6 protein-coding genes and 1 riboswitch are annotated in these 13,536 nt (G+C 67.1%); of the genes, 2 read left to right on the top strand and 4 right to left on the bottom strand.

What is annotated here, in order from left to right:
• Positions 1 to 116: 116 nt before the first annotated feature.
• A complete protein-coding gene (locus V3B46_RS07040; RefSeq protein ID WP_005420420.1) occupies positions 117 to 782 on the top strand; it encodes a response regulator transcription factor in 666 nt (221 codons plus the stop codon).
• A 234-nt stretch (positions 783 to 1,016) separates the two neighbouring features.
• Positions 1,017 to 1,180: riboswitch (yybP-ykoY riboswitch) on the top strand.
• A gap of 14 nt (positions 1,181 to 1,194) precedes the next feature.
• On the top strand, positions 1,195 to 1,770 hold the full coding sequence (locus V3B46_RS07035; RefSeq protein WP_006403281.1) for a manganese efflux pump MntP: 576 nt from the start codon (positions 1,195 to 1,197) through the stop codon (positions 1,768 to 1,770).
• Positions 1,771 to 1,809: 39 nt separating this feature from the next.
• On the opposite strand, the gene V3B46_RS07030 is transcribed toward V3B46_RS07035, so the two are convergent.
• From V3B46_RS07030 to V3B46_RS07015, 4 genes are all read right to left on the bottom strand, one after another.
• Positions 1,810 to 5,256, bottom strand: coding sequence for a hybrid sensor histidine kinase/response regulator (locus V3B46_RS07030; protein WP_329891502.1), 3,447 nt, complete (start codon positions 5,254 to 5,256; stop codon positions 1,810 to 1,812).
• Positions 5,257 to 5,391: 135 nt separating this feature from the next.
• The gene (locus V3B46_RS07025; protein ID WP_329891501.1) at positions 5,392 to 7,539 is read right to left on the bottom strand and encodes a S46 family peptidase; all 2,148 of its coding nucleotides are present in this window, start codon (positions 7,537 to 7,539) and stop codon (positions 5,392 to 5,394) included.
• Positions 7,540 to 7,672: 133 nt separating this feature from the next.
• Positions 7,673 to 11,533 (bottom strand): translocation/assembly module TamB domain-containing protein, encoded by a 3,861-nt coding sequence (locus V3B46_RS07020; RefSeq protein ID WP_329891500.1) that lies wholly within the window; start codon positions 11,531 to 11,533, stop codon positions 7,673 to 7,675.
• A complete protein-coding gene (locus tag V3B46_RS07015) occupies positions 11,530 to 13,326 on the bottom strand; it encodes an autotransporter assembly complex protein TamA (RefSeq protein WP_329891704.1) in 1,797 nt (598 codons plus the stop codon). Before V3B46_RS07015 ends, V3B46_RS07020 begins: the two co-directional genes overlap by 4 nt.
• Between the last annotated feature and the right edge of the window lie 210 nt (positions 13,327 to 13,536).

The raw sequence follows: 13,536 nt of genomic DNA, 5'->3' as shown, positions 1-13,536 counted from the left end.
TGACCGCAGGCGCAGGACGCGCCAGGGACGTGGCCGGGAGGAGGGACCCGGCCGTGTCCGACCCGTCCTGCACCTGCCATCACGTCGCTCTTTTTCCTGATCGATAAGCTCGACCCATGACCACCCTCCTGATTGCCGATGACCACCCCCTGTTCCGCGAAGCCCTGCGTGGGGCGGTGCAGCGGGTCATCCCCGGCGTGCAGCTGTTCGAGGCCGACAGCGTGGAAGCGCTGTATGCACTGGCCGACCAGCACAACGACGCCGACCTGGTCCTGATGGACCTCAACATGCCCGGCGCGCAGGGTTTCAACGCGTTGGTGCACATGCGCTCGCTGCACCCGCAGCTGCCGGTGGTGGTGGTATCGGCACGCGAGGAGGCGACGGTGATGCGCCGCGCGCTCGATCATGGCGCGCTGGGCTTCATTCCCAAGTCGGCCGACTCGGACACCATCGGGCATGCGCTGGGCACCATTCTTGATGGCGAGACCTGGGCACCGCCGGAAGCGCACAACGTGCCGCCTACCGGCAGTGAGGAACGCGAAGTCGGCCAGCGCCTGCGTGAGCTGACCCCGCAGCAGTTCCGCGTACTGCAGATGCTGGGCGCCGGTCGCTTGAACAAGCAGATCGCCTACGACCTCAACGTCTCCGAAGCGACGATCAAGGCCCACGTCACCGCCATCCTGCGCAAGCTGGGCGTGACCAACCGCACCCAGGCCGTGCTGATGGCCGGCAAGCTGGCGATCGACGACGACGCCATCGTGCTGCCGCCGGAAGAAGACTGAAGGTAGTGCCCGCCGCTGGCCAGCATTGGCCTGAAACGCGCGACATCATCTGAACCCGCATTGGTAGGTGCCAAGCTTGCTTGGCACGCTTTTGACGTTGCACCTGCCGGCCAGCGGCCGGCACTACCAGTGCACCGCTGCGCTCTCGATATAGCCGTCGCTATACAAACCAGCCCTGCCTGCGCGTTTGCCCGGAAATGCGCCACGCGCGGATCGCGGTGCTAAGCTTCGCGTCCCCTTGGGGAGTAGCCGGATTCCTTCGCAGGAATCGTCCACGTCAACATACTCGGCCAGTGCGCCGTGGCGTGGACAACCATGATGGTTGGCGAGACCAGCGGCCCGCGCGCGCAATGTCAGGTTGGGCGCGAGCGCAGGCCGTGCGTCCGTCCCAGCCCGACCTCAGCCGCCGCCCATGTCCCCCATTTCGATCCTCCTGATCGGCTTTGCCATGTCCACCGATGCCTTCGCCGCTGCAATCGGCAAGGGTGCGGCCATGCGCAAGCCGGTGTTCCGCGATGCATTGCGTGCCGGCATCATCTTCGGCGTCATCGAGGCGATCACGCCCATCATCGGTTGGCTGCTTGGCCGCGCCGCCCTGCAGTACGTCGAAGCCTTCGACCACTGGATCGCCTTCGGCCTGCTCGGCGCGCTGGGCATCCACATGATCTACAACGGCCTGCGCCCGGACAGTGCCGACGAAGACGAAGACCCCTCGCAGCACCACGGGTTCTGGAAGCTGGCGCTGACCGGTTTCGCCACCAGCATCGACGCGATGGCGGTGGGTATCGGCCTGGCCTTCATGGACGTGCATATCGGCGTGATGGCAGCGGTGATCGGCCTGTGCACGCTGACCATGGTTACCGTCGGCATCATGCTCGGCCGCGTGCTGGGCAGCATGGTCGGCAAGCGTGCCGAGATCATCGGCGGCGTGATCCTGGTGATCATCGGCGCGACGATCCTGTACGAACACCTGCACGGCGTGGGGTAACACATCCGCGATTACGTGGTTGCCGGCCAGCGGCCGGCACTACTGCGCGTCGCGCAGCGCGCCCAGGAAGGCGCGCAGCGAGGCCGGTTTGATCGGCTTGGTCAGAACGCGGTAACCCCGTTCGCGCGCCATCCGCTTCAGCTCGTCGCGGCCATCGGCAGTCAGCAGTGCGCCGGGCAGCGGATAACCGGCTGCCTCGCGCAGCGCCACCAACGCATCCAGGCCGTCCATGCGGTCGTGCAGGTGGTAATCCACCAGCATCACCTGCGGGCGCTCGGCAATCTTCTCCAGCGCCTGGTCGACGGTGGCCGCGGTGATCACCTGCACCTGCCAACGGCCCAGCAGCGCGCGCATGCCGTCGAGGATCTCCTCGTCGTTGTCCACGCACAGCACGCGCAGGCCCGCCAGCGAATCGCTGCGTACTGGCGCGGCGACGGTCTGCGCAGGCGTGGCCAGCTCGGTGTAGCCCGGCAGCGGTGCCACCTGCGGCAGGATGATCGAGAACATAGAGCCCTTGCCGACCCGGCTGCGTGCGTTCAACCGATGGTCGAGCAGGCGCGAGATGCGCTGGCAGATCGACAGTCCCAGGCCTAACCCCTGCTCGCCCCAGTCGAATGGTTGCTGGTAGCGGTGGAACTCGTCGAAGATCTGCCGCATATGGTGTTCGGGAATGCCGGGGCCGGTATCCCACACCTGCAGTTCCACTTCGTCGCCGCGCTGGCGCACGGCCAGCACGATGCGGCCCTGGCGGGTGTAGCGCAGCGCGTTGGCCAGGAAGTTCTGCAGCACGCGGCGCAGCAGGCGACGGTCACTGCGCACCCATGCCGGGCGTGCGAACAGGTCCAGGCGCAGGCCACGGCCGGCGGCGACCGGGGTGTATTGCGCGGCCAGTTCGCGCATCAGCGCGCTCACGTCGAACTCGCCGATCACCGGGTGCAGGCCGCCGGCATCCAGCCGCGACACATCCAGCAGGCCATCGAGCAGCTCTTCGGCGGCACGCAACGACGCATCCACGCGCTCGGCCAGATGCTTCTGCTCGTCACTCACGTGATCACTGTCGCGCAGTGCCGAGGCGAACAGGCGCGCAGCGTTCAACGGCTGCAGCACGTCGTGGCTGATCGCCGCCAGGAAACGGGTCTTCGATTGCTGCGCGACCTCAGCCTCATGCGAGCGCTCGGCGACGCGCTGCTCCAGCGTCTCATTGGCTTCCAGTAGCGCCTTTTCCGCATGCTTGTAGTCGGTGATGTCGTTGTAGCTGGTCACGTAGCCACCACCAGGCAGCGCCTGGCCACGCATCTCGATCACCTTGCCATCGCTGCGGGTGCGCTCGAACACGTGCGGTGAACCGGCACGCATGTAGCCGATGCGGCGGTTGATCTGCACTTCGATATCGCCCTCGCCCAGCTCGCCGCGCTCGGCGTTGTAGCGGATCAGGTCGGCCACCGGGCGGCCCACGTAGAGCATGCCGTCGGGGTAACCAAACATGTCCTGGTAGCGGCGATTCCAGGCGGTCAGCCGCATGTCCGGATCGACCACGCTGACCCCGGCGCTGATGTTCTCCAGCGTGGTCGACAGGATTTCGCGATTGAAGCGCAGTTCCTGCCCGGCTTCGTCCAGCACGGCCACCACTTCGCCCAGATCCATGCCCGAGCCACGCAGCAGGCTGGTCAGCAGCAGGCGTGCTGAGGCCGCACCGATCGAGGCGGCCAGCAGGCGCTCGGTGAACTGCACCCACGGGCGGTCGGCAGGTGCCGAGGATTGCAGCTCACGGCCCAGTGACTGCGCCTGTTCGAAGAACGAACGTCGCGCATGGCGTTCACCCACTACGCGCGAAGCCAGCGCCAGCAGATCGCCCACATGCACGTGACCGGGCCAGCCACCTGCCACCGACGGGCGTTCGGCGTACGGGTCAAGGAAGGGTGCGGCACGCAGTCGCTCGTCCACACCGGGCCGCCAGCGCGCGGACACCAGCATCATCGTCGCCGCGTTGACCAGCAGCGACCAGAACGTGCCGTGGGTCAGCGGGTCCCAGCCGGTCATGCCGAACAGCTGCTGCGGGCGCAGCCACTCGATGCCGAACGGGCCGTGCTGCACCCACGCAGCATCGACCCAGCCGGCCATGGTCATCGCCGGCAACAGCAGGGTGTACAGCCAGGTGGCGAAGCCCAGCAGCATGCCGACCTCGACGCCACGACGGCTGGCGCCGCGCCAGTACAGGCCGCCGATCAGGCCGGGCGCGAACTGCGCCACCGCCGCGAACGCCATCAGGCCGTACGAGGCCAGCGTGCTGTCGTTGCTGCTGGTGCGGTAGTAGCTGTAGGCCATCAGCGCCAGCAGCAGGATCGCCAGGCGGCGGATCCACAGCACGCGCGAGGCGACGTCGGCGGCCTCCTGATGGTCACCGCTCCGACGCAGCAGCACCGGCATCACCAGGTCGTTGCTGACCATGGTGGCCAGCGCAATCGATGACACGATGACCATGCCAGTGGCCGCCGAGAAGCCGCCCACATAGGCGATCAACGCCAGCGCATTGCGGCCTTCGGCCAGCGGCAGGGCCAGCACCATCGAGTCGTCGGCGACGCTGCCGCCGGTACCGAACAGGGTCACGCCGGCGGTGGCGATCGGCAGCACCATGCCCGAGATCAGCACCAGGTAGCCGCCGAACATCCAGCGCGCGCGGCGCACATCGCGCACATCGCCGCACTCAACCACCGCCACATGGAACTGGCGCGGCAGGCAGACGATGGCGAGGAAACTGAGCAGGGTCTGCGAGATGAAGCCTACCGGCGGCAACCCAGTGAACAGCGTATGCACCGACTCGACCACCGCGTCGGTGCGGTTGCTCAGCCACAGATAGGCAAACACGCCCACCGCCACCATCGCCAGCAGCTTGATCACCGATTCGAAGGCGATCGCCAGCATCATGCCGTGGTGGTGTTCGGTGGCATCGACCTGGCGGGTACCGAACAGGGTGGCGAACAACGCCATCAGCAGCGCCACGTACAGCGCGGGATCGGTGAAGAAGCCGGTCGGGCCGGTGTTGCCGGTCAGCACCTGCAGGCTCATCGCCACCGCTTTGTACTGCAGGGCCAGATACGGAATGATGCCGATCAGCGCGATGATCGCCACCAGCGCCGCCAGTCGCCGCGAACGGCCGAAGCGCGAAGAGATGAAGTCGGCGATGGAGACCACGTTCTGGCTGCGCGCGATCAGCGCCAAGCGCTCGATGATGCGCCAGCCGAACAACAGCAGCAGCAGCGGGCCGATGTAGATGGGCAGGTAGCCCACGCCGTTGCGCACGGCGGTGCCGACCGCGCCGTAGAAGGTCCACGACGAGCAGTACACGGCCAGCGCCAGGCTGTAGACCACCGGCCGCAGCCACGGCCGGTCGGGGTACATCGGCCGACGGTCACCCCACCACGCCACGCCGAACAGCAGCGCGGCATAGGCAACCGAGACCAGCAGCAGGATCCAGCTGGAGACCACGCGCGCGTTTCCGTCGGAAGAACCCGCAGTGTAGGCCAGGCGTGGCCGGGGGTGCGGGCTCGTTGGGGGCAACCACCCCCACCAAGGTGGGGGCCTACGCGGTGCGGGCCACGACCATTGGTCGTGGCCGGCTTCTTACTGGGCCGGCACGCCCATTTCCTTCAGCAGCTCGGGCGCCGGGTAGACCTTGGCCAGCAGCCAGCGCAGGTAGCGCATGTCCACGTGCACGGCGCGCTTGTAGCGCGGGTCGAACCACCAGCTGGCGCTGACCGATTCCCAGTTGCTGTCGAAGTTCAGGCCGATCAGTTCGCCCTTGGCGTTGAGCACCGGCGAGCCGGAGTTACCGCCGGTGGTATCCAGGTTGGTCAGGAAGTTGACCGTCTGGGTCTTCAGCGCCGGGTCGGCGGTGCTACCGAAGTCACCCTTGGCGATCGCGGCCAGCAGCGGCTTGGGCGCATCGAACGGATAGGCGTTGGTGTTCTTCTCGACGATGCCGGCCACGGTGGTCACCGGCGAGTAGGTCACGCCGTCGCGCGGATGCAGCGCTTCGACCTTGCCGTAGCTGATGCGCAGGGTGCGGTTGGCATCCGGGTAGACCGCGCGGCCCTGCTTGGCACGCCAGGCGAACAGCGCCTGCATGTAGGCCGGGCGCAGGCGCAGCTGCTCGCCTTCGCGGGTCTTGCTTTCGTTCTCGATGCGCAGCTGCGCGGCCACCAGCGGGGCGGCCACGGTGATCAGCGGATCGGCAGCCAGCGCCTTGCCTTCGCGTGCAGCAGCGAAGCGCGACAGGCGCTGCGCCTCGTCACCCAGCTGGGTGCCGGCATACAGCGTGTCCAGTGCCTTGGCCAGCTGCTGCGGGGTACGGCCGAAGGCGGCATCGAACTCGGCCACGCGCTGCGCGTCAGGCAGCTTCTGGTAGCGGGTCAGCAGGGTGGTCAGCAGCGCCTTCTCGACTTCCGGCGCGTAGCGGCGCTGGACCTGCTTGAGCACGCCTTCGATCATCGCCTGGTCGCGCTGCTGGAAACCGCTCTCGCGCTGTGCGTCCGGCTTGGTCGATTCGATGCGCAGGCGCTCCAGCAGCAGCGCCGAGCGCAGCAGCTGGCTCTGTGCGGCCATCTGGTCCAGCAGCAGGTCACGCTCGCCCACCGCCGCGCCCTGCGACAGGTTGGCCAGCAGCGCCTTGATATCGCCCTGGTACTTGCGGTCGGTAGCAGCCAGCATCGCCGTCTCGTCGGCGGCACGCTGGGCCTTGGCGTCGCTGCGCAGCAGGCCTTCCAGCTCACCCGCGGCGCGCTTGCGGTTGTTCTTCAGCGACTGCAGCTGTGAGGCGTAGCGGGTGCGCGCCTGCGCGTCCTTGGCGCTGGCGGCCTCGATGGTGTCGATCATCTGCTGGAACACCGAGACCCGGCGCGGCAGCACGGTATCGATCTGGCCAGCGAATTCGGCCGCGGTACGGTGGCGGTAGGTGATGCCCGGGTAACCGGCCAGCATCGCGTAGTCGCCTTCCTTCGGGCCTTCCACCGACATCTGCAGGTGCGCCGGCGCCTGGTAGGGCACGTTGTCCTGGCTGTAAGCGGCCGGCTTGCCGTCCTTGCCGACATAGGCGCGCAGCAGGGTGAAGTCGCCGGTGTGGCGCGGCCACATGAAGTTGTCGATCTCATCGCCGTAGTTGCCGATCGCACGCGGCGGCGCGTAGACCAGGCGCACGTCGCTCAGTTCCAGCTGGGCGATGCGGTAGAAGTCGGTGCCGTAGTACATGTTGGCCACCGAGCAGCGCACGCTGCCGTCCTTCTCGCACTCGGCCACGATCTGCTTGCTGGCCGCATCCACGGCATCGAAGTAGGCACGGCCGGTCTTGCCACGCGCCTGCGCCAGTACCTGGTCGGTCACCTTGTCGAAGCCGACGGTGACCAGCACGCGGAAGTCCGGGTTGGCCGGGCGCTCATCGGCGCGGTCCTTGGCGATGAAGCCACCGTTGATCAGGTCGTGCTCGGGCGAGCTGTTGTACTGGATCACGCCCATCGCCACGTGGTGGTTGGTCAGCAGCAGGCCGTCCGACGATACGAACGAGCCGGTGCCGCCACCGGCACGCACCACCGCGCTCAACGGCGGTGCGGTGACATTGGCCAGGTCGGCCGGATTGCCCTTGAAGCCTGCGGCCTGCAGCGGCTTGGCCAGCTCCGGCAGCTGGGTCGGCATCCACATGCCTTCATCGGCGTGGGCGCCGGCGGCGAGGGTCAGGCCCAGGGCCAGGGCGGTGGGAAGGGCTTTGCGTGGTGACATGAGGCAATCCGGTACGACAGAACAGCCCGGGACCATAGCCGCTGGGGCCGGATGGGGCAACGGCCGATGGTTGGGGGGTATTGCGCCCGCCGGGCGTGGCCCGGCGTTTATCCCATTCACGCATGGCGTGGATCTACTTTTCCCTGCGCCAGTTGATCGACCCACGGTTTTCCACCGTGCTCGATTCCACTTCCACGTCGAAGCCGCGGCGCAGCAGGTACTTCAGCGTGATCACCGAACCGGCACCGACCAGCGACACGCCGTAGCCGACGTACAGCTTGGGCGAGATGTACTTGCCGACGCCGATCACCGAGCCACCCAGCGCGCGCGACTGGCTTACGCCGGCATCGTCCAGGCCCAGCTTGGCACCCAGCTGCGAGGCCAGCAGTCCGCTACCGGCGGACAATGCCGCCGAGGCCGCGTTGACCTGCTGTGTCTGGTCACTGCTGGCACCGGTCAGGCTGCGTCCCAGCACCAGGTAGGCCAGCGCTTCGGACTGCGACATCGCCGGATCGGACCACACGTCCGCACGCGGTTGCTGCGCACGCCCGGTCACGTCGATGCCGGCGGTGACATCACCGATCCGGCGCTCGGCACGGATGTTGATGCGCGGGTCGGACACCGCGTTGTAGTTCCAGGTGAGGTTGCCGCGGGTGATGGTCAGGTCCTGCCCGTACGCCTTGTAGCGGCCACTCACTTCCAGCCCGCCATTGGCGGTCATTTCGCGGCCAGGCTTGGCCCAGACCTGCATCTTTCCGGTCAGCGCGCCCTTCAGGCCGAAGCCGGTCATCTTCACCTTGTCGCCGAGGCTGACCGTCAGGTCCATGTCTAGCGGCGAGGTGCGCGACTCTTCCGGATCGGCCGGGTCGAGCACCACCACGTCTTCGGACACCGAGGTGCCGCGGTCCAGGCGCTCCAGATCGATGTCGGCCTCGGGCACGTGCACGGTGCCACGCAGCTCCATCGCGGCCTTGGCCAGGGTGAAGTCGAGGTTGGGATTGGCAACGATGCGCAGTTCGCTGGTGTTGGACAGCAGCACGTTTTCGCCATGGATCTTCAGCTGCAGCGGCTGTGCATCGCCGAACCACGACAGGCCACCATCCACGTACAGCGTGCCCTGGCCGGAGTTGGCCTGCGCGGTGATCTTGGCCGAACCGTCGGGCTGGGCCACGAAGCTGCCCTTGCCCTGGTCGAAGGTCAGGCCGAGCGCCGGGAATTCACCCTTGAAGTTGCTCAGCTGCGCGTCACCGCCCAGCGACGGCTGGCCGCGCGTGCCGCGCAGGCTGACGTGGCCTTCGATCAGGCCGGTCGGTCGCACGATGTCCGGCGAGAACAGCTCCAGCCAGTACAGCCGCGACATGTTGAGGTAGAGCTCTCCGTTCAGCGGTGCGCTGGCTTCCCAGCCGGTCTGCATCCTGGCGTCGACGAAGCCGTTGCCCTGGAAGCCCATGCCCAGGTAGCCCTTGATGCTGGCCGGGGTCATGTCGAGCTTCAGCGAGAACTGGTCGTAGCGCACCAGCTCGCCACGGGTGGTGTCCCCCACGGTGTTGCGATTCTCGCCCAGGCGCACGCCGCCTTCCTTCGAGCGCACTTCCACATGGCCTTCCCAGGCGTTGCCGCGCGGGCGGATCTGCGCGTCCAGGCTGACATCGCCACGCAGGTAGATGCGACGGCCGGACTGCGGCGGCAACCACGGCTGCACCAGCGCCAGTGGCAGCGCATCACTGCGCACCACCAGGCCTTCGCGCGGCCAGTTGGCCTGTGCGCACAGCGCGCCGCTGCTGGCGGCGGCCAGGCAGGCTTCGGACAGGGTGTAGGTGCTGCCGTTGATCGCGAACGCCGCCGGTGCACGCAGCGACCACGCATCACCCTTCACCGGTGCGATGCGCAGCGAGGCCAGCTCGCCGCGCCACTGCGTGCCCTGCTGGCGCACGCTGCCCTGCAGCTCGATCGCCCCCATCTCGTTGCGGGTCTGCGCAGCCAGGCGCAGGTTGGAGACACTGCCCTGCGCATCCACGTTCAAGCGTTCCAGCAGCATGCCGGCATTGACCTGCTGGCCCTGGATCGCCAGCGAGCCGCTGTCGCCGCGCCACGGCAGGTGGCCCTTGATGCTCACGCTCTCGGCGCCGTAGCCGTCCCAGTTGAGGTTGTTGCCGACCAGGTCGGCGGTGATGTCCGGCGCATCGCGCGGGCCCTTCACCTGTACCTGGCCACGCAGGCCGCCATCGGCGCCCGGCAGCAGGTCACTCAGCTGCAGCGGTTCGAAACGCGCATCGATGTCGAGGCGGTCACCGACCTTGCCCGAAGCGGTCACCCGGCTGCTGCCCAGCGACAGCTTCAGATCACCTTGGCCCTGCGCACCCTGCAGCGCGAACTTGCCCTGCGCGTCGAGGTTGCGCTGGCGCAGCACGCCCTTCAACGACGGCAGATCGACCGTGGCTTCCAACGTGCCGGCGGTACCCGGCGGTGCGTTTGCCGGCGGCGGCAGCTGGCGGCCCTTGGAGGCCAGGTTGCCGGACAGGCGGCCGTTCCAGCCCGGCACGAAATAGCCGGGATCGAAGTCCTTCAGCGTGGCCTTGGCATCCCAGTCCAGCTGCGGTGCCCACGCCACCTGGCCTTCCACCTGCAGCTGCCCGCCCGGGGTCTGCGCCTGCAGCTGGTGGATCGACGCGGCCTGATCGTTGCCGCGCACATCGAAGTGCAGCTGTGCCTTCTGCGCGTCGCGCTCGACCTCGGCGCGGCCGATCGTCGCCCAGGCCTTCAGGGTACCTGCCAGGCCGAAGCGTGCTTCCTTCAAGGTGACCGGCACCGGGGCGCTGCCGGCGGTGTTCGGGTCCGCCGCTGGCACATAGGTCAGGTCATGGGCGACCACCGAGAAGTTGAGCTTCTGCTGGTCTTCCTGGCTGAAATCGGCGGTGCCTTCCAGCCGCGCCTCACCGCCAAGACCCTTCACCAGCAGCGGTGAGACTTTCAGCACCTGGTCCTTCAGCGATACCACCGACGGTGCCAGTTCCAGTTCCTGATCGCCCTGTTTCACCTTGCCACGCAGGTTGGCGTTGCCGCCCTTGCCGGCGGCGGTGAAGTCCAGTGCCAGCGGCGCGATCGCCGAGCTGGCCAGTGCCGGCGACAGCAGCGCCAGATCCAGCTCGTCACTGCGGATGCTGGCGCTCCAGCTCGGATCGGTGCGGCCATCGAACACCAGCATCGCGTGCAGCGGCTTCGGCGCGCGCCCGGCCACGGCCACTTCCATGTGCGACAGGTCGCCGCGCGCGACCAGGCCGATCGTGGCGGCAGTGCGGCCACGCGGGGCGGGCAGCACTGCAGTGACGGTCACATCGGTGTCGTAGTCCTTGGCCGGGATGTAACGGCCCTGGGCAGTGAAATTGCCCATGTCGCTGTCCACCACCAGCTTGTGTGCCTGGAACTCGCCATTGGCGATCTCGATGCCGCCGCGCACGCGGCTGATGTCGATCACCGGCTCGTTGGCCTGGCTGATGCGGAAACCATCGATGGCGATGGCATCGGCCTGGATCGCCAATGGCATTTCGATCTGCGGCAGCGAATCGGGCCAGGACGGCAGTTTGAACGGCTCATCACTCTTGGCCAGGTTCAACGTCGCGTTGGTCAGTTCCAGCTTGTCCAGCAGCAGCTTGCGGCCCAGCAGCGGGCGCAGGTCCGGCTCCAGGTGCGCGCGCTCGGCGTGGAAATGGATGTCGTCGTAGCGGAAGTCGACGTTGTACAGGGTCAGCGGGCCGGCCACCGGGCCGTCCACCTTGTCCCAGGTGAAGCTGGCGCCGACCGGCAGCCGTGCCACCACCTGTGCCAGCAGGACGTCTCGCCCGGCCACGGTCTGCAGCAGCCAGTACACCGCCAGCAGGGCCAGCAGCACCAGGCCCAGCACGCCCGCACCGGACCAGGCCCAGAAGCGGCGGCGGCGGTAGAAGCGCACGCGCGGCGGCGTGGTCGGGTTCGGAGTGGGTGCGGGCGTACTCACAGGTCCGCTCCGATGTTGAGGTACAGCTGGAACTGCGAATCCGGGTTGTTCAAGCCATGCGCGATATCCACGCGCACCGGGCCCACAGGCGATTTCCAGCGCACGCCGAAGCCGACGCCGGTATGCAGATCGATGGTGTTGTCGAAGGCGCTGCCGGTATCGACGAACACCGCCGCACCCCAGGGGCCACCATTGAAATAGTGCTCGTACTCGGCCGAGCCGATCACCAGGTTCTTGGCGCCCAGCGCGTACTTGTCCGGTGCCGGGGTACGCGGGCCCACCTCCCGATAGGCATAGCCGCGGATGCTGCGGTCACCACCGGCGAAGTAGCGCAGGCTGGGCGGCATCGCCACCAGATCGCTGGTCCAGGTCGTGCCACCCTCGCCGCGCAGGATCAGGCGGTTGCTTTCGCCCACCGGGATGTACCAGCGCAGCACGGCATTGGCCTGCACGAAGCTGGTGTCCGAACCGGCACCCTCAACGCCGGCACGCACCGTCGCAGTACCGCTGATGCCCTTGCGCGGGAAAAGTTCGTCATCGACGTTGACGTAGTCGGCGACCACCTGCGGGTACACCAGCGTCGAGGTGTTGTAGACCGCGTCGGTGAATTCGGTGCCGGAGGCATAGCGCCAGCGCTCGCGCAGCGCGTTGATCGAGGCGATCGCGGTCCAGTGTTCGTTGATCTCGCCGCTGCGGCTGGCGATCAGCTTGAAGTTGCGCAGGTCGATGTAGTCGGTCTGCTCGTCGTAGGCGCTGGCAGCGAAGGTGTACCAGCCGTCAAGCCAGTTGAAGGCCGGAATGCGGTAGCTGGTGACCAGGCTCTTGCGCTTCTGCGCATAGTCCAGCTGCGTGTTCATCTTGTGGCCGCGGTTGTTCAGCCACCGCCGTTCGATGCCACCGCGCACACCCGGGCCACTTTCGCTGCCGTAGCTCAGACCCGCGGTGTAGATGGTGCGCTTGGCACGGGTCAGTTTCACATCCACCGGCACTTCGCCGTTCGCATCGGCCTGGTCGGGCCGCGGCTGGATGTCGATCACGCTGAAGTAGTCCAGCTTGGTCAGCGACTCGCGCAGCCGGTCCAGCTTGCCCTCGTGGAAGTAGCTGCCCTGTTCCCAGTACACCAGCGGATCGAACAGCTTGTCGACGAAGTAGTCCTGCTCGAAACGCACCGGGCCCATGTTGTAGCGGCGGCCGCTGTCCCAGGTCAGGTCGATGTCGGCGGCGTTGTCGGCACGGGTGATCTGCACCTGACGCTGGGTGTAGTCGGCATCGAAATACCCACGTTCGGCCAGGCGACGGGTGACGGTGATCTTGCTGGCTTCGTACTGCGTGTGTTCGAAACGTTGGCCCTTGCGCGGTTTGAACGCGGCCAGATCGTCCTGCAGGTACTGGTCGTACATCGCCGGTCCGGTGATGTCGATGTGCTCGCGGCGGACGGTCACCGGGGTGCCCTTGTCGACATGGATCAGCACGCGCACGTGCTCGTCCTCGCGCGGCGCCTCGACCTTGATCACCGGGTTGTAGTATCCGAATGGTTCCAGTGCCTGGCGGGTCTGCCGCTCGGCCTGTGACAGCAGGTACTCCAGGCGCGATTCGCCCTGTTCCTTGCCGATCGTGTCGTACAGCGACAGCGATTCCTGGATGTTCTCGATGATTGCGGCGTCGTCGCCCTTGTCCAATCCCTTGATGTCCACCTTGTCGATGGTGCCGCGCGCGTGGGCCACGGAGGTGGCGGCCAGCGACAGGACCATCAGCGGCAGGGCGTATTTCTTTGGCTGCATGCGGCACAGCATACCGACCGAAGGTGATGATGCGAAATGCATCACGTCATTGGGGATCGGTTGTTAAGTGGCGGTCAAAATACGCGCCTTTGTGGCGATCGTCGTGATCGCAGCCGAGGATGCCGGCATCGTGCGCGATGCCGGCAATGACCCCGATGGACATCCGCCATCGATCCGATGCGCGGTGGCAATGCCGGCCAGCGGCCGGCACTACCGATACGG

This window comes from Stenotrophomonas sp. SMYL11, from assembly GCF_036320005.1.
Lineage (GTDB): Bacteria > Pseudomonadota > Gammaproteobacteria > Xanthomonadales > Xanthomonadaceae > Stenotrophomonas > Stenotrophomonas maltophilia_A.
The sequence above is the reverse complement of the archived record's forward strand: the minus strand, read 5'-3'. Positions and strand labels throughout refer to the sequence as shown.